17 protein-coding genes and 1 pseudogene are annotated in these 18178 nt (G+C 39.4%); 11 read left to right on the top strand and 7 right to left on the bottom strand.

Features of this window, described 5'->3' with window-relative positions; all coding sequences use genetic code 11:
- Nucleotides 1-21: 21 nt before the first annotated feature.
- The gene (locus tag MSG95_RS08945) at nt 22-1134 is read left to right on the top strand and encodes an acyltransferase family protein (RefSeq protein WP_077165330.1); all 1113 of its coding nucleotides are present in this window, start codon (nt 22-24) and stop codon (nt 1132-1134) included.
- A 35-nt stretch (nt 1135-1169) separates the two neighbouring features.
- On the opposite strand, the gene zigA is transcribed toward MSG95_RS08945, so the two are convergent.
- The 3 genes from zigA to MSG95_RS08930 all read right to left on the bottom strand — a co-directional run bounded on the left by zigA (nt 1170) and on the right by MSG95_RS08930 (nt 4811).
- Nucleotides 1170-2435 (bottom strand): zinc metallochaperone GTPase ZigA, encoded by a 1266-nt coding sequence (zigA, locus tag MSG95_RS08940; protein WP_077165331.1) that lies wholly within the window; start codon nt 2433-2435, stop codon nt 1170-1172.
- Between the two features lie 148 nt (nt 2436-2583).
- The gene (gene zrlA / locus MSG95_RS08935) at nt 2584-3264 is read right to left on the bottom strand and encodes a D-Ala-D-Ala carboxypeptidase ZrlA (protein ID WP_077165333.1); all 681 of its coding nucleotides are present in this window, start codon (nt 3262-3264) and stop codon (nt 2584-2586) included.
- Nucleotides 3265-3422: 158 nt separating this feature from the next.
- The gene (locus MSG95_RS08930) at nt 3423-4811 is read right to left on the bottom strand and encodes an amino acid permease (RefSeq protein ID WP_039254015.1); all 1389 of its coding nucleotides are present in this window, start codon (nt 4809-4811) and stop codon (nt 3423-3425) included.
- 356 nt (nt 4812-5167) lie between these two features.
- On the opposite strand from MSG95_RS08930, the gene fahA reads away from it, so the two are divergent.
- From fahA to MSG95_RS08910, 4 genes are all read left to right on the top strand, one after another.
- Complete coding sequence (fahA, locus tag MSG95_RS08925) at nt 5168-6475, top strand: fumarylacetoacetase (RefSeq protein ID WP_077165334.1); 1308 nt, start codon at nt 5168-5170, stop codon at nt 6473-6475.
- On the top strand, nt 6462-7094 hold the full coding sequence (gene maiA / locus MSG95_RS08920) for a maleylacetoacetate isomerase (protein ID WP_077165335.1): 633 nt from the start codon (nt 6462-6464) through the stop codon (nt 7092-7094). Before fahA ends, maiA begins: the two co-directional genes overlap by 14 nt.
- 16 nt (nt 7095-7110) lie before the next feature.
- Nucleotides 7111-7659, top strand: a complete 549-nt coding sequence (locus tag MSG95_RS08915; RefSeq protein ID WP_004704758.1) for a VOC family protein — start codon at nt 7111-7113, stop codon at nt 7657-7659.
- Nucleotides 7660-7955: 296 nt separating this feature from the next.
- A complete protein-coding gene (locus tag MSG95_RS08910; RefSeq protein ID WP_039254009.1) occupies nt 7956-8735 on the top strand; it encodes an IclR family transcriptional regulator in 780 nt (259 codons plus the stop codon).
- 65 nt (nt 8736-8800) lie between these two features.
- On the opposite strand, the gene hppD is transcribed toward MSG95_RS08910, so the two are convergent.
- Nucleotides 8801-9856, bottom strand: a complete 1056-nt coding sequence (hppD, locus tag MSG95_RS08905; protein ID WP_077165336.1) for a 4-hydroxyphenylpyruvate dioxygenase — start codon at nt 9854-9856, stop codon at nt 8801-8803.
- Nucleotides 9857-10375: 519 nt separating this feature from the next.
- On the opposite strand from hppD, the gene MSG95_RS08900 reads away from it, so the two are divergent.
- Complete coding sequence (locus MSG95_RS08900; RefSeq protein WP_077165337.1) at nt 10376-10846, top strand: DUF523 domain-containing protein; 471 nt, start codon at nt 10376-10378, stop codon at nt 10844-10846.
- 15 nt (nt 10847-10861) lie between these two features.
- Here the strand turns inward: MSG95_RS08900 and MSG95_RS08895 are convergent.
- The 3 genes and pseudogenes from MSG95_RS08895 to pncA form a co-directional block, all read right to left on the bottom strand.
- Nucleotides 10862-12205: pseudogene (locus MSG95_RS08895) on the bottom strand (MATE family efflux transporter).
- A gap of 177 nt (nt 12206-12382) precedes the next feature.
- Nucleotides 12383-13321 (bottom strand): bile acid:sodium symporter family protein, encoded by a 939-nt coding sequence (locus tag MSG95_RS08890; protein WP_077165339.1) that lies wholly within the window; start codon nt 13319-13321, stop codon nt 12383-12385.
- Nucleotides 13322-13375: 54 nt separating this feature from the next.
- The gene (pncA, locus tag MSG95_RS08885; RefSeq protein WP_077165340.1) at nt 13376-14020 is read right to left on the bottom strand and encodes a bifunctional nicotinamidase/pyrazinamidase; all 645 of its coding nucleotides are present in this window, start codon (nt 14018-14020) and stop codon (nt 13376-13378) included.
- A 329-nt stretch (nt 14021-14349) separates the two neighbouring features.
- On the opposite strand from pncA, the gene dapA reads away from it, so the two are divergent.
- From dapA to MSG95_RS08860, 5 genes are all read left to right on the top strand, one after another.
- Nucleotides 14350-15243, top strand: a complete 894-nt coding sequence (gene dapA / locus MSG95_RS08880) for a 4-hydroxy-tetrahydrodipicolinate synthase (protein ID WP_004704743.1) — start codon at nt 14350-14352, stop codon at nt 15241-15243.
- 15 nt (nt 15244-15258) lie between these two features.
- Nucleotides 15259-15858, top strand: coding sequence for a lipoprotein-34 precursor (NlpB) (locus MSG95_RS08875; protein WP_077165362.1), 600 nt, complete (start codon nt 15259-15261; stop codon nt 15856-15858).
- Nucleotides 15859-15894: 36 nt separating this feature from the next.
- Nucleotides 15895-16614 (top strand): phosphoribosylaminoimidazolesuccinocarboxamide synthase, encoded by a 720-nt coding sequence (gene purC, locus MSG95_RS08870; RefSeq protein ID WP_002119240.1) that lies wholly within the window; start codon nt 15895-15897, stop codon nt 16612-16614.
- Nucleotides 16615-16806: 192 nt separating this feature from the next.
- Entirely contained in the window at nt 16807-17010 is a 204-nt protein-coding gene (locus MSG95_RS08865) for a hypothetical protein (protein WP_025469217.1), read from the top strand.
- Between the two features lie 327 nt (nt 17011-17337).
- On the top strand, nt 17338-18177 hold the full coding sequence (locus MSG95_RS08860) for a formate/nitrite transporter family protein (RefSeq protein ID WP_077165341.1): 840 nt from the start codon (nt 17338-17340) through the stop codon (nt 18175-18177).
- Nucleotide 18178: the final 1 nt, after the last annotated feature.

The following is an 18178-nucleotide window of genomic DNA, read 5'->3' as shown; positions in this document are numbered from 1 at the left end:
ATAAAGCTGGAAGCACATCGAATGCGTAATTATAAAATAGATATTCTGCGTGGAATGTCTATCCTGTTGGTTCTTTTACATCATTTTAATATTCCTTATAAACTTAAAGATACATGGTTAGGTTTTGATTTTTTAGGTGAAGCATTTAGTACTGTCATCGCAAGAAATGGAAATTATGGCGTCACCATGTTTTTTGTGATTTCAGGTTTTTTAATTACCCATCACACGTTAAAACGAGACAAACAGTTTTCTGCAATTAACCTCAAGCATTTTTATATCCGACGGGCAGCACGTATTTTACCGTGTCTGATATTACTCATTTTAGGGGTCAGCATACTTGGTTCATTTGACTTAAAACCCTTTATGAACCAAGCCCCCAATGGCATTGAGGTTTCCTATCCTTTAACCATATTTGCAGCTCTAACCTTCTGGATGAATATCCTGATTATTAAATTTGGTTGGGTAAACTATGCTTTGGGTGTGTTGTGGTCACTCTCTGTAGAAGAAGTTTTTTACTTTGTTTTTCCATTATTGTGCCTGTTCACACGTAGTAATAAGGTCTTTATTGCTGTACTTGTTGGAGTGATTTTATATGGGCCTTATTTTAGGTCCCTGCATTTTGGGGAAGAAAGCGGCGCCTATTTATATCATTATTTTTCAAGTTTTGATGGTATAGCGGTGGGCTGTTTAACTGCCATTTTTTCTCATAAATATCAGCCAGATTGGACTTATAAAAAACCTCTTTCGTGGTTAATTATTTTGAGTATGACCGCTCTATATTTATATGCTCCAATTAAAGAAGTCAGCACATGGGGTATTAGCTTATTTGCTTTTGCCACAGGCTTACTGATTTTGTGTTTTCAGCATCCTTCCGAAATGCAAGCGCATAATCTATTGACCAAAATAATGGTCTGGTTGGGGCAAAGAAGTTACGAAACTTATTTGTTTCATCTGGTTGTATTGGGACTTATGAAAGTTGCCTTTGTTCCGGCTCAAACCGACGCTAGCATCAAAATTATGCTTTTAATTGGCTATTTGGTTCTGACTTTCATCATTAGCGCTGCGATTGAAAAATATTATTCGACACCGCTTAACAGCTATATTCGAAAGATTTTCATTAAAGACAAATCATAAAAATAAGCCCCTTTAAATCAGGGGCTTTTGTTTTATTAAGCGATCAACATAGTTTCATCATCTTGCTTAAAAGGGTTCGACCAGTTCTGCCAAGCTTGTGGTCCTAAAGCCATTTCTTCATCACTTAATAAACAACGGTCTAAGCGTTCTATTAAGGCTTGCTCATCCATTTGCATACCAATTAAAACCAGTTCCTGACGTGCATCACCTGTACGAGCGTCCCAATTTTTCTTAATTTGCTCAATGCTGGCGAGGTCACTCGGCCAATCTTCTTCTGAAACAGCAGCCCACCAATAACCTGCTAGGCCATGTCGAGCCATTGCACCCGCTTGCGACCATGAATAAGCCAAGGTAGGGTCAGCAGCCAACCAGAAAAAACCTTTAGAACGAACGACACCCGGCCATTCAGCCTGCACTAAATTATAAAAACGTTCCGGATGGAAAGGTCTGCGGGCACGGTAAACAAAGCTACTGATTCCATACTCTTCAGTCTCTGGCGTATGCTCACCACGTAACTCTTTTAACCATCCTGGTGCTTGTGCAGCTTCATCAAAATCGAATAGCTGTGTATTTAAAATTTTATCTAAGGCGATCTTTCCAAATTGAGCAATCTCAATTCGGGCACGCGGGTTTAACGTTTTTAAAATTGCGATGAGCTGGTCTTGCTGCGCCTGATCAATTAAATCAATTTTATTCAGCACAATCACATCACAAAACTCGATCTGATCAATCAGAAGGTCAACCACAGTTCTTTCATCTTGCTCACCCAATGATTCACCACGTTGTTGCAGTGAGTCGACTGAGCTGTAATCTTTAAGAAAGTTAAAAGCATCGACTACCGTAACCATAGTATCAAGTCGAGCAAACTCATTGAGTGAGTTTCCATCTTCATCTTCAAAGGTAAAGGTTTCTGCTACTGGTAATGGTTCTGAAATACCTGTCGACTCAATCACCAATTGGTCAAAGCGCCCTTCATCGGCTAAACGTCTCACCTCAACCAGTAAATCTTCTCGTAGCGTGCAGCAGATACAGCCATTGCTCATTTCAACCAGTTTTTCATCTGTCCTTGAAAGCTCCGCCCCACCTTCGCGTACTAATGCCGCATCAATATTTACCTCAGACATATCATTAACAATCACGGCAATACGGCGGCCTTCACGATTATTTAAAATATGATTAAGTAATGTGGTCTTTCCTGCACCCAAAAAGCCAGATAAAACGGTAACTGGAAGCTTGGCAAATGAGTTGGCGATTGCAGTGTGCATGGCTTGATCTCTTCGAATAATATTTAAACTGATCATGGCTGGCCATTGAAATATGGCCAGATCACAGGCGTAATCTATTTCTAAACCACAATAATGTTATGTTATAACATAACTATTGATCAAGTTTTTATTCTGCTTTTATTCAAACCAACTCATTTAGTCTTTGAAAGAATTGCTTTTATAGTCACTGACAAATCGAGGTTCTATAGTGATGGTCAGGTCCCCATGATCGGAAGCCTTGGCTATCAATATGAATTTGTCCCGAAGCATAAACACCTAGACCCATATTAAGAGCTTGTCCTTTGGTTTCCCAGAACTGACAAAGTTTAGTTTTGGTTTGCTGAATATTGAATTGGTCTAAGTCGCTAGGCTGTTCTGGTCCAATTCGAAAATCAAGCGCTGCATTAAAGACATGTCGGGAAGCATCTGCACCACCAGCACAGCGGTTTAAAGATAAAGCTCGATAGGCTGATGTCACTTCAAAATCATTAATCACGCCATCGTCAACCAATGCTTTTAAAATGCTAAGCGTCGGAACGATGTTGGACCAAATCTCTCTCGGTGGCACCGCATAAGGCTCGACTCCACATTTTTGCCAGTCTCGAGCTGAACGTAATAACTCATAATCTGGTACTAAATTGACAAGTCCTTTCTGCTTCAGAAATTGCTTATAAGCCTGCACAGACTGCGCGTGATCTGCGGTTGCGATCCAAACAATATAATCTTCGGGTTGTTGTTTTATTCTTGCTACCGTTTTAGACGGCTGAGGCAAAGAATGAGAATGTTTGGAAACTGTTGGCTTAGGTGTTTGTGTCGTACACGCTGTAAGTGAAAGTAAGATTAAACCTAAATAGGAATATTTCATAAATATGTTGTTCCTCCCTCAACATCGGGAAGCCTTAGTTATTCATTCAACAGATGTTATAATATAACAATTATAAAGTCCTTTCATTTCTGTTGTAAATTTTAAAAATAAAAAAGGACGTATCAATACGTCCTTTCTAACTTCCAACTCAGACCTGATTACATATCTGCTTCTAAAGCATGAACAGGCTGCTCAGCTTTTAACTTACGGCGTTTAAATTGATAAGCCACCATCAAACACAAAATCCATCCCGGAATCATCATCACCGCCACACGCATATCTGGCGTTAGCGACATGACAACTAAAATTCCGAGCATAAACACCATGCAAAGATAGTTGCTAAATGGATACATGAAGCTTGGGAATTTCGTAGTTTGACCTTGGCGCATCATGAATTTACGGAATTTTAAATGTGTCCATGAAATTACCACCCAGTTAATCACAATCGCTGCAACTACAAGCATCATGAGCAAACCAAATGCTTTTTCAGGGAAAATATAATTTAACAATACACATAAAATAGTGACTGCCGCAGAAAGAATCACTGCATTGGTTGGGATACCGCGTTTATTAATACGTGCAAATACTTTTGGTGCATTTCCTTGCTGAGCAAGGCCTAACAACATACGGCTACTGCAATAGCTTGTACCGTTATAAACTGAAACCGCAGCAGTCAAAATCACGAAGTTAAGTAAAGTCGCAACACCTTGGCTGTCTAAAGAAGCAAACACCATTACAAAAGGACTGCCACCTTGTGCCATTTGATTCCAAGGGAATAATGAGAATAAAACAAGAAGCGTTGCAATATAGAAAATCAAAATACGATAGATAATCTGATTTACCGCTTTAGGTAAGGTTTTGTCTGGGTCACGTGCTTCAGCCGCAGTAATACCGAAAAGCTCGATACCACCAAAAGCAAAAATAATGACTGCCATGGCCATCACCAAGCCTTCAATACCAAACGGGAAGAAACCACCTAATGCCCAAAGGTTACTGATACTTGCTTGTGGCCCTGCTGTACCGGTTGCAAGTAAATACGAACCGAAAGCAATCATGGCTAAAATTGCTAAGATTTTAACAATGGAAAACCAAAATTCCATTTCGCCAAAAAACTTAACGTGCAATAAATTAATACCATTAATGAGAATAAAGAACGTTAGCGCGGATGCCCACGTTGGGATTTGCGGCCACCAATATTGAATATACAGACCAATTGCACTTAACTCTGCCATACATACCAGTACGTTAAGTACCCAGTAGTTCCATCCTGACATGAAGCCTGCAAAAGGTCCCCAATATTTGTAAGCAAAATGACTAAAAGAACCACTTACTGGCTCTTCGACCACCATTTCACCGAGCTGGCGCATCATTAAAAAAGCAATAAATCCTGCAATCGCATAACCCAAGATTACCGACGGACCTGCCAATTTAATCGATTGTGATATACCAAGAAACAGCCCTGTACCAATCGCTCCACCCAATGCAATCAGCTGGATGTGACGATTACTCAAACCGTGTTTCAGGTTTCCTTGCTCTTGTGTTGACATATGATTATTCTCATCCTTGTCACGTAATTTTTTTTCAATAAATTACGTATATCATAAATTGATCAGATTTTCATAGAGATTGATGAAAAAATAATTGCGTTACTTTTCTCATAACCGCGCATGAAAACAGAAAATGCAAGAAATAACAATTATTATGCAATGTGTAATTAAATTATGTATTGCGTAATTTTATGAATTCAGTATTATAAGAACCATGAAGCAATTGGTTGTGCTCGGTCTATATCAAACTCATAAGTAAAAAATGATCTAACCAAGGTTAAAACTTATTGAGTAGCTCAGTCCCTAGACCGAACTTTTATTTGTATAAGACACGAGATGAAGACAAGGAAGCGAAAATGGAACAAAAACTAAACTCTTTTATTGAAGTTTCACCTCAATCTGATTTCACTATTCATAATTTGCCTTATGGTATTTTTAGTAGAACAGCCGAAGGCGAGCGTCAGGTCGGTGTAGCTATTGGTGATTGGGTCATTGATCTCGCTGCTCTTGAAAAGCACGGTCTTTTAAAACTTTCAGATCAAGACACATACTTTAACCAGCCTACACTGAATAAATTTATTGAATCAGGCAAAGCCAACTGGTCTAAAGTTCGTAAAACATTACAGTCTCTTCTTTCAGTTGAAAATTTAACACTTCAAGAAAACCAAACATTACGTCAGGAAGTTCTAGTTAAGCAAGACAGCGTAACTTTACATTTACCTGTTCGCGTACCTGGCTATACCGATTTTTATTCTTCTAAAGAACACGCGACCAATGTCGGCTGTATGTTCCGTGACCCTAAAAATGCCTTGCTTCCAAACTGGACCGAATTACCTGTAGGTTATAACGGTCGTGCTAGCTCTGTTGTAGTGAGCGGAACTCAAGTGGTACGCCCATCAGGTCAAATCAAACTTCCAAATGAAGAACGTCCAGTTTTCTCAGCAACGCGTAAACTCGATTTCGAACTTGAAACAGCATTTATTGTAGGAAAACCAACTCAGTTGGGGCAGCCTATCTCGATTGAAAATGCTTGGGACCATATTTTTGGAATGGTTCTGCTAAACGACTGGTCAGCACGTGATATCCAGCAATGGGAATACGTTCCTCTAGGTCCATTCAACTCAAAATCGTTTGCTAGCGCTATTTCACCTTGGGTGGTAACGCTTGAAGCACTTGAACCATTTAAAGTTGAAGGCCCGAAACAAGAACCAAAACCACTGGCTTATTTACAAGAAAATATCGCCAACAGTTACGACATTAATTTGAGTGTTGAGATTCAAACACCAAAATCAGCACAAACTGATGTGATCTGTAAAACCAACTTCAAATATATGTATTGGTCTATGGCTCAGCAGCTCACTCACCACACGATTGGAGGCTGTAACGTTCAGGTTGGCGACTTGATGGGTTCAGGTACTATTTCTGGCTCCACACCGGACTCTTATGGCAGCTTGCTTGAGCTCACTTGGAACACTACTAAACCATTAACACTTGCCAATGGTGAAACTCGTGGTTTCTTACAAGACGGCGATACGCTCATCATGAAAGGTCACTGTGAGAAAAATGGTATCCGTATTGGCTTTGGTGAAGTCCGAAACACTGTACTTCCTGCATTAGATTTTGATTTTGCAGAAACTTCGGAGCCTGACTATGAAGCTGTATAGTTACTTTCGTAGCTCTGCAGCTTACAGAGTACGGATTGGCCTCAACCTTAAAAGTCTCGCTTATGAAACTGCACCAGTTCATTTAGTTAAAAACGAGCAACAAAGTGAAGACTATTTAAAGTTAAATCGCAGTGCCTTAGTGCCAACTTTAGTGGACGGCGATTTAACCTTGTCACAGTCATTAAGTATTTTGGAATATCTGGATGAACAATATCCAGAAACCCAACTACTTCCAAATGATGTGAAAGAGAGAGCCAAAATCCGTGCTTTTGCACAAGCAATCGCTTGTGATATTCACCCCTTAAACAACTTACGCGTTCTGAAATATTTAAAAAATGACTTAAATGTCTCGGACGAACAAAAAAATTATTGGTATCAGCACTGGATTATTGAAGGCTTTCAAAGTCTCGAACAGCAACTTCAAGATTCAAACGGGCAATTTTGCTTTGGACAACAAGCAACGATTGCCGATTGCTGCCTGATTCCACAGGTATACAACGCGAAACGCTTCAAGATAGATTTATCTGCGTTTCCAAAAATTGAATCAATTTATCAACATTGTTTGTCTATCCCAGCCTTCTATAACGCGGCACCAGAACAACAACCAGATTGGGAATAGTAAAAGGAGTTTCAACATGACATTTGCCATTAAAAAAATACATCACGTTGCATATCGTTGTAAGGATGCGAAAGAGACTGTTGAGTGGTATAAAAAAATGCTCAACATGGACTTTATCTTAGCTTTTGCTGAAGACCATGTTCCTTCAACAAAAGCCTTTGATCCTTATATGCATTTATTCCTAGATGCTGGTCAAGGCAACGTTTTGGCATTTTTTGAATTACCAACTCAACCAGAAATGGGTCGAGATGAAAACACACCTCAATGGGTTCAACATATTGCTTTTGAAGTTGAAGACTTAAATGCTTTGATGGCTGCGAAACAACATTTAGAAGAAAATGGCGTGAAAGTGTTGGGCGTGACGAACCATGGAATTTTCCACTCAATTTATTTCTTCGACCCAAATGGCCATCGTTTAGAACTGACTTATAACGATGTTCATGCTGAAGAAAAAATTGCAAAAATTACTGAAGAAATGAAAGCTGAAATGTTAGATGAATGGAGCAAAACCAAACGCGCTCCACACCACACTCATTTCTTACATGAAGAAGAGTTAGGAACCTAATCTTAAAAACAGCAAACTAAAAAATCGGCATTGATTAGAATTGTTTGAATGAACGGTTCTATATCAATGCCGATTTATATTATTTAAAAACGCTAAATTTCTAGAAAATTGCGCTATAAATGAGAGCATAGTGATTTTAGAAAATTGTTGATTATTAAACATGCCAATTTCGCTAATAGAAAAAGGTGATTTCTATTTCTCGCGAGGCTCAGGCATGATGTAAATCGCAGCAATTTCTATTTATGTTTTGATCGTCACTGTTTAACAGCTGAAGTAAATTTATTAAGGGTATTTAAATGATTGAAGAAAAAGTATCTGGGGGGGTTCAATCACTTGAAGTCGGTTTATCTGTACTAAACGCCCTCTTAGAACACAATCAACCTATTATTCTCAAAGATCTATCTAGCAAGCTAGAAATGCATCCAGCTAAAGTACACCGCTATCTGGTTAGCCTTATTCGTATGGAATATGCAAAACAGCTTGATGATGGTCAATATGCCCTAGGTGATCAGGCATGGCGCTTAGGTCTAAACTGTGTTCAACATAGCGACACACTACAGCTCGTACAGCATTTAATTTACGACCTACAAAACAAAATTGGTTGCGGCATACAAATTAGTAAATGGTCCCCGAAAGGGCCTGTTGTGGTTCAGTCAATTGAGTCTAACCACCCTATTTCGATTGTCACTAAAGTCGGCTCGATTATGCCTTTAGTTAATTCTGCTGCAGGACGTTTATTTGCTTCTTATCTTCCAGAGCATTTTGTTCGTCCCTTAATGGAAGCCGAATGGCAAAAGCATCAGGAACTTGGGCTAAATATTGCCCCACAGAACTGGCAAGCATTTACAGAGCTTAAAGAAACCATTCGCCAGCAACAAATGTCAGCAGCGAAAGGTGATTTACTCACAGGTATTAACGCAGTAGGTCTACCAGTATTTAACTCAAACCAGAGCATTGAGTTTTGTATTGTGGCACTGGATAGCGAAATGTTTTTACCCGTCGACCCACAAAGTAAAATTATTGAAACGCTTAAAAATGAGATTAATTTAATTAATCAATATATTAAAAGCCGCTAATCATTAGCCATAAAAAAACCAAGAGCAATGCTCTTGGTTTTTTTAGATTAGAGACAAAGCAAAACTTATTTTGCTTCGAGAACGCCACGGCGAATTTGGTCACGTTCAATCGATTCAAACAGTGCCTTGAAGTTACCTTCACCAAAACCGTCATCATCTTTACGTTGAATGAATTCGAAGAAAACTGGCCCAATCATGTTTTGAGAGAAGATTTGCAATAAAAGCTTCTTCTGACCGTCTTTAGTATTACCGTCAAGCAAAATACCGCGCTGCTGTAATTCATTAGTCGGTTCACCATGCTCAGGTAAACGGTCTTCCAACATTTCATAATACGTGTTTGGCGGTGGAGTCATAAATTGCAGACCCAAGCCCTTTAACTTATCCCAAGTCGAAATTAAGTCATCACAAATAAACGCAATATGCTGAATACCTTCGCCATTAAAATCAGCTAAGAATTCTGCAATTTGACCGTTACCCTTGTCTGAGTCTTCATTTAAAGGAATACGGATCATGCCATCTGGAGCAGTTAACGCTTTAGATGTTAAACCTGTATATTCACCTTTAATGTCGAAGTAACGAATTTCTTGGAAGTTAAAAATCTTCTCGTAGAAATTTGCCCAGTACTCCATACGGCCTTTGTAGACATTATGAGTTAAGTGGTCAATTTCATTTAAACCAGCACCTTCTGGGTTACGCTGTGCATCATCAAAGAAAACAAAGTCATTTTCATAAATGTCACGGTCAACCAAGAAGATTGGCATGCCACCAATACCTTTAATTGCTGGAATATTAAGCTCCATTGGCCCAATATTAGATTGCATTGGTTCTGCACCAAGCTCAACAGCCTTTTTAAAAGCTTTTGCCGCATCACGTGTTTTGAATCCCATTGCGCAAGCAGATGGACCATGCTCATTGAAAAAGAATGAAGCATAAGATTCTGGCTGATAATTCAGGATAATATTGATATTTCCTTGACGCCATAAGTACACTTTTTTCGATTTATGCTTGGCTACTTTTGAAAAGCCGATGGTTTCAAAAATTGTATCTAATTCATTTTCTTTTGAAACAAACTCAATAAATGCAAAACCGCATAGTTCTAATGGGTTCTCTAAAATATCCATCTAGTTTCCCTCTGGTGATTACCTGATCCGTTTATTTCTGCTGATCTGGTCAGCTCCTTTCTCTATAGAATACGCATTTGCTGGGAGAGTGTTTGAACCGTCAAAATGCCTTAGCCCAACGCATCCTATGAGAAAAAAACCAATAATTAAAACGATGATTGAGTGGGCACGAAGCCGATGATTAATTTCCCTTCTATATGGTGTTTGTTTTCCATACACACAGTCCTTTCTTATCTAAAAGTACGATTGAGATTGTTCAATAAACCTTTAAAAATCGCCTTTTCCTAAAGTCATTCCTAGATTTATGGAGGCCAACATCCTTGTTGGACCTCCAATGGCCATTTACCTTAAAACAGATGCTACTAAAAACAATTAAATTATGCAATACATAATTTAATTATGAATTGTGTAATTTATTAATCAAATTACTTAGTTTGTTTGTGCTTGTTTTTAATTTCATATTTTATAAATCATTGGGTACACTCACATGGCTTTTAAAGTTCTAACGGCGGAAAACTCATGCTTTTAATCAGTGCCTGTTTAATTGGGGAGCCTGTACGCTACGATGGGCGCTCTTGCTTGCACACTACGCTTCAGCAGTTATTTTTAAATAAAAAAGCCCACGCACTTTGCCCAGAGTTATTAGGTGGATTTAGCACGCCTCGCTTACCCGCAGAAATTGTAGGAGGAACAGGTCAAGATGTACTTGATGGCAAGGCAAAAATTACTGACTCATCTGGTTTAGATGTGACAGCGCTCTATTTAAAAGGTGCTCACCGCACTCTAGAAATTGCACAGCAAATAAAAGCAAGTTGTGTGGTTTTAAAAGAAAATAGCCCATCTTGCGGCAGTCAAAAAATTTATAACGGAACTTTTCAAGGTGAGAGAATTACGGGTGTTGGGATTACCACAGCACTGTTACAGCGCCATGGTTTTAAAGTGATTTCTGAAAACGAAATTGAAGAATGGTTAGCAGCACATCCTCTTTAACCATTGTCTGCTCAATCAAAATCCTCTTAATTGTTTTCTAAAACGGAAACATAAAGCACTCAATATACAAGCTACTAAATAGCTTATGACTGCCATACTCCAGAAACCATAAATTCCCATTGCAGAAATCGAATGACTCCCCCAATACAGCCCTTTATAGGCCATCCACTAACCACCACCCAATCCGAAACATAGCACCACGACTAAAAAAATCAGCATGGGTAAAATTGAGACATCCCAACAGCGCAGCAAAGAGGTGAGTAAGGTCATGAAGCCATCTAGAAAATGAGATATACAGACAATTAACAGCAGTGATGCAGCCAAAACCTGCACAGCCAAATCATCTGAATAGAAGGTGACAATTAAGTCCCGCTCCAACCATAAACCTAGGGACAGACTGCCACTCACTGCCATAATTACCCATATACTTTGTCTGGCAATTTTGTTTGCTTCTTCCATGTTGCCACTGCCCATAGATCGCGACACCAAAATGCTATAAGCCGAGGCAATTGAGGAGGGAAAAATAAACATAAAACCCCCCGTGCTCGCGACAATTTGATGGGCTGCTGACACCACACTCCCAAAAGGCAAAATCAAAATAGCCACCGAACAAAATGCAACAACATCCATCAACGCCATGATCGCGGTAGGTATCCCTATTTTTAAAATCATACGCAGACTTTGTCGGCCATCTTCAACCGAACGTTCTGGTTGCTCAATAAAAATGTAGCTTTTCTCTAGGAAAAACAGGTAATAAACAGCCAACATAAACCACCGTACAATGAGAGTGGCTAACAAAGCCCCTATGGCACCGAGTGGCGGAATTGAAAATAAAGCGACCCCATAAATCAAAAGATAGGACAAAATAATTTTAAGAATGAAAAAAATGCTATCTGATAGTAAAACCTTATGCGCATTTTCAGTGACCTGAGACAAAGCTGTACATAGGCGCATCAGTAAATGCGCAGGTAAAATAAATACCAAGACCCAAATACAGTTTTTAGTAATTGAAACCACATGTTCAGATGCACCAAATAATTTTGGTAAATCATGGAACAAGTAAAGCAAGCCAATACTCACCAATGCCGAACATAACATCAGCCAAATGCCTTGAATAAAGATTTGACGAATATGGGGTATGTCGTGGCAACCATATGCTTCCGAGAGCTTGAGTATCACACCTTGCAGAATACCCATTCCAATGACATAAATCACTGTATATAAAGATAAGGTTACCGATAATGCGGCGACATGGTCATTACTAAAATGCCCTACATAAGCAATATCAACCAATCCACTTAAAACTAGAATTAAATTGCTTGAGAGCATGGGAATAAATAATTTAAAAATCTGGTTCATCAAAAAAAGCCTTATTTTTTTCTTTGCGATTTATGTTGATATTCACGTTATTTTTAGTGCATCAATTCAAAGCAAAAGACATACCAGTTCTAAATTCAGCTTCCTCTAAAATGTTCTTTAAATAAAAAAGCCAAACTATTCGTTTGGCCTTCTTTTGTAATGTATGTTTTTCTACAGTTATTCTTGTTTGTGTTTACTTGCCCAATAAGTGGCAAGCGCAGGACCAGAAATATTGTGCCAAAGGCTGAAAATTGCGCTTGGTACAGCCGTAATCGGGGAAGCCGCAAAATGCACTGCTGCAAGCGCCACGCCTAAGCCTGAGTTTTGCATACCAACTTCTACCGCAATTGCTTTACTGTCTGCGTAAGACAATTTAAAGAAACGAGCTGCGGTAAAACCTAATAAATAACCAAATCCATTATGGAGTATCACTACCGCCAAAATAAGCAAGCCGGATTGAAAAATAGCTGCTTTGCTTCCACCAATAATGGCTGCCACAATCGCGACAATTGCAATCACTGAAACTAACGGCATAACTTGAATATAGGACTCGACCTGACGTTTAAGCCAAGTTCGCAAAATCAGACCAATCACAATAGGCAGTAGCACCACCTGTAAAATTGAAATAAACATCGAAGCTGCATCAATCTTTAACCATTGGCTGGCTAGCAGATAGAAAATTGCAGGAGTTAATACAGGTGCTAAAAGTGTTGATACCGATGTGCAGGCGACCGATAAAGCCACATTGCCTTTAGCCATATAGGTAATCACGTTTGAAGCTGTTCCGCCTGGGCAACACCCCACTAAAATAACGCCGACTGCAATTTCAGGCGGTAAATTAAATAATTTACATAGAACATATGCTAAACCAGGCATCACCACAAACTGGGCAACCACCCCAATTAAGACGGCTTTAGGGCTTTGCAATACCCCTTTAAAGTCATCAACGGTCATGGTCATTCCCATACCGAGCATAATAATCCCTAAGATCCATGGGATGTACGCTTTAAGCCAGACAAAAAACTCAGGTTGCCACAGCGCTAGAGCCGCAAAAACGATGACCCATAAAGCAAACGTTTTCTGAACAAATTGAGTAAAACGTAATAATGCAGACATGCTGTTCATCCATATCAAATCGCAATTAAAGCCCAAACAACATGAGCACTCTCTCTAACATTCACTCAACAAATCAGTCGATTGAATACGGACAATACCCTGTTGCTGCATCGCTTGCCATGCCTGTTCTAAAGAGCCGTTCAGATTAATACCCTTACAGGCATCTTCAATCACTAAAGTTTTAAAGCCGAGTTGAACTGCATCTAAAGCAGTCCATGCAACACAAAAGTCCGTAGCAATTCCGACCACATAAACCGTATCAATGCCGCGCTCTTTTAAGTAACCCGTTAAACCCGTCATTGTACTGTGGTCTGCTTCCATAAAAGCCGAGTAGCTATCAATATGAGCATGAAAGCCTTTTCGGATAATCAGCTGGGCCGTTGGGATATTCAAATCTGGATGAAATTCGGCATCATGGCTACCTTCTACACAATGTTTAGGCCAAAGCACTTGCGGTCCATAATCGAGCTCAATGGTTTCAAATGGCTGTTTACCCAAATGGTTGGCGGCAAAAGAAATATGATTATCTGGATGCCAATCTTGTGTCAGAACGACATTTTCAAAACAACGCGCCAATTGGTTAATGGTTGGAATAATTGTATCGGCGTCGGCAACTGCTAAATTTCCACCTGGCGTAAAACCATTTTGTACATCAACTACGACTAAAGCCGAATTTTGTGGTTGTTTCTTCATTTTCATGCCATCTTAAGTCCCATTCGGGAAAAATATGCATTTTATCTTGCCATAAAAAAGACCGTAGCAAGTAAGGATTCGCAGAATTGAACCATATTGTCATATTTACTGTCTTTTACTTGAAATGATCAAATTGGCATTCTATGTTTTGCTCAAGTTTACATAGGGTTTATCAGTTAAGCATATTGTTCTTATGCGTCTGATCAGTCATAATTTGCATAATTGTCATTCAACAATCTGTTATTGTTAGAACTGGACAATCAAAATACTGCAACCATCCCACATTTTGTTTTTCTTACCTCAGATTCGGATGGATAAATAGGATATTTTTTAAAATGACTCAGCAAGCACAGACCATTCAAGGCTCAATCGTCGCAATTGTCACTCCCATGTTGAAAGATGGCGGTGTAGATTGGAAGGGTCTTGAGAAGCTGGTTGAGTGGCACATAGAACAAGGTACAAACAGTATTGTAGCCGTCGGTACAACCGGCGAAGCCTCAACATTGAGCATGGAAGAGCACACACAGGTTATTAAAGAAATTATTCGTGTAGCCAATAAACGTATTCCAATTATTGCCGGTACTGGTGCAAACTCAACCCGCGAAGCAATCGAATTAACTAAAGCAGCTAAAGACCTCGGTGCTGATGCCGCTTTACTTGTAACACCATACTATAACAAACCAACCCAAGAAGGCCTTTTCCAACACTATAAAGCGGTTGCCGAAGCTGTTGAATTACCTCTTATTCTTTATAACGTACCGGGTCGTACAGGCGTAGACTTGTCAAACGATACAGCGGTACGTTTAGCAGAAATTCCTAACATTGTAGGTATTAAAGACGCAACAGGTGATGTACCTCGTGGTAAAGCTTTAATCGATGCTTTAAACGGCAAAATGGCTGTTTACTCAGGTGACGATGAAACTGCATGGGAACTTATGCTTCTTGGCGCAGATGGTAATATCTCGGTTACTGCAAACATTGCACCTAAGGCAATGAGCGAAGTATGTGCGGTTGCAATTGCTAAAGATGAGCCACAAGCGAAGACGCTTAACAATAAGATTGCAAATTTACACAATATTCTATTTTGCGAATCTAACCCAATTCCTGTGAAATGGGCACTACATGAGATGGGACTGATTGATACTGGTATTCGTTTACCACTCACTCCTCTCGCTGAGCAATATCGCGAACCTCTCCGCAATGCACTAAAAGATGCGGGAATTATTTAATAAGAGCAATTTATGATGCAATTACGTCTTGGTTTAGTCCTTGCAGTTTCAGCCTTAAGTTTAGCTGGCTGTGGTCGCTTCGCACTCAATAATCACTCTTTAGATTATAAAAAAGCAAAGCAACTCGCCCCGCTTGAGTATCCTGCCGATGCAACTGTACGACCAGCGACGCCTTTGTATCCTGCACCAACAGTAGACCAGCTCGCTATCGATCACGCACCGAAGTTTGAAAACAAGCGTGGCAATCGTTTTGCATTGCCTCGCCCTGAACAAACTCAAGGTGATACAGCAGATACATCTGCTCAATCAGGTAGCGCGCTTAGTCGCCCTCAACTTGTAACAGATGGTAATAAAAACCCACTGTTAAAAATTGATGGAAGTACCGCTGAAATTTGGCAATACACCAAAGCAACCCTAAGCACGTTAAATTACAACATCATCGCTCAAGGCAGTAATCAAGCGACGATTAAAGTAAATGACAAAACTTATGTGCTTAAACTGACTGGTGTTGGCTCTAGTCATAGCCTTGCTCTCTTTAATCCAGACAACACTTTTGCAAGCCCTGAAGTTGCGGCAGAAGTGTTAAACCAGATTTACCAAAATTGGCCAGCCTAGTCGTTTACTAGGCATTTTTTTTTAAAAGGTTCCCTCATGTTAAAACAAACCTTGCTCTATACTGGTAAAGCAAAATCTGTATATGAAACAGACAATGCCGACCATCTGATTTTAGTCTTTCGTGATGATGCCTCTGCGTTCAATGGCGAAAAAATCGAACAACTAGATCGTAAAGGCAAGGTGAACAACCGTTTTAACGCCTTCATCATGGAAAAACTTGCTGCTGCGGGTATTGAAACGCATTTTGAAAAATTGCTTTCTCCAACTGAAGTTCTTGTTAAAAAACTTCAAATGATTCCTGTTGAATGCGTAATTCGTAACTACGCAGCTGGTTCTCTATGCCGTCGTTTAGGTGTAGAAGAGGGTAAAGAACTTACTCCTCCTACATTTGAATTGTTCTACAAAGATGATGGCCTAGGCGATCCAATGGTTAACGAATCTCAAGCGATTGCTTTAGGTTGGGCGACTGCTGAACAGTTAGAACAAATGAAAGTGTTAACTTATAAAGTAAATGATGTATTAAAAGCATTATTTGCTGAAGGCAACATGATCTTGGTGGACTTTAAACTTGAATTTGGTGTTTTCCATGACCGTATCGTACTTGGTGACGAGTTCTCTCCAGACGGTTGCCGTTTATGGGACAAAGACTCTAAGAAGAAACTCGACAAAGACCGTTTCCGTCAAGGTTTAGGCGGTGTTGTTGAAGCTTATGAAGAAGTTGCAGCTCGTTTAGGCGTAGATTTATCTGACATCTAATTAGCCAGACTTTAGTAAGAAACCGAGCTGAATTGCTCGGTTTTTTATTTTCTAGGCACTAAAATTCAGGAAAAGTAGACAGATTTGTATATTTAATTAAATTATTACTTGCACAATATAAAAGCAAAGCACTAAAATCTAAAAAAACATTAATTGCATCACAATAATTAAATTTAAAGTATGGTGAACCCTATGGAACTACTTAAGCCTGAAAAGAGATTAATGAATCACTCGATACAGTTTGGTGAAAATCCATTAGTGATTTTATCTAATTTTAGCGACTCTGCTTTGAAACAAGGTTGGAGCGAAGCTGAAGTGGAAACCGTCATTTCTGAAGCTTCTCAAGGTGACTATATGAAACTCATACGGACTTTGAGAACATATACCTTACTTTAATTATTGTTACTGATGTTATCTGATTTGCCGTAAATCTTTAGCGTCAACCCTATACTGATTTCTGACTTCTTCATCATCATTGCTCCCCTTTGACTCAGGCGGCAATTCGTCTTGTCATGCAAAGTTTTATCGACCTCTTCTTATATTTAGCTGTCCTATCTGGTTAATTGCTTCTATTTGCATACTATTTTGCTTAGCGTCGTATCTTTCAATTTATAAAAAGATACATAAAGCTGTTATGAATCAACTAGATTTATTCTGAATGCTGCCTTAACAATAAACAAAAATAATAAGTAGAAAATATTTATTCTATGAGGAGTAAACATGATGGACCATGAAATAGAGGAAAAAAAGGTCGAGCAAACCTTAAGCTGGCGTGAAAAAATGGCAGTCGAAGAACATGAAAAACTGTCACCGCGTTTAGTCTATGAAATTATCCGCCGTGATGGTGCAGAAGAGCTGGATCGGCCAACGGCTGCACTGATCTTTTCAGGAATTGCAGCAGGTCTAGTCATCAGTTTTTCTTTTGTGTTTAAGGCGATTATCGCTTCTTATCTTACAGCTGATGCAGTCTGGACCGATTTAATCACCAATGTCGGTTATACCATTGGGTTCCTGATCGCTATTTTGGGCCATATGCAACTCTTTACCGAAAATACCATCACCACAGTTGTACCTCTATTCAAACCCTTTACTCTCGAAAAATTACAAGCTGTAGGCCGATTATGGGGAATTGTGATTTTATGCAACATCATTGGAACAGCTTTAGCGAGTTTATTTTTCCTCACTACTCACCTGTTTACACCCGATATTGACAAGGCACTAGACGAGCTAGCACATCATGTTGCGTCTTTTTCTGCGACCGAAAACTTACTGAAAGGTATTATGTCAGGGCTGTTAATTGCTGCACTAGTCTGGATGCTGCCTTCAGTTAGCAATAAATTCCTACTCATCTTTTTCATGACATATTTGATAGGACTTGGTGACTTTACCCATGTAGTAGTAGGTTCTACCGAAATGTCTTATCTAGTTTGGCAAGGAGATGCCTCTATTAGTGAATATATTTTTAATTTCCTGATTCCAACGACTATTGGAAATATTATTGGTGGTACAGGCGTGTTTACCCTGCTGATTTATGGTCAGGTTACTGAGGAATTGGAACAATAGC

This window comes from Acinetobacter sp. IK23, assembly GCF_035615275.1.
Lineage (GTDB): Bacteria > Pseudomonadota > Gammaproteobacteria > Pseudomonadales > Moraxellaceae > Acinetobacter > Acinetobacter seifertii.
This window is presented reverse-complemented; position numbering and strand designations above follow the sequence as displayed.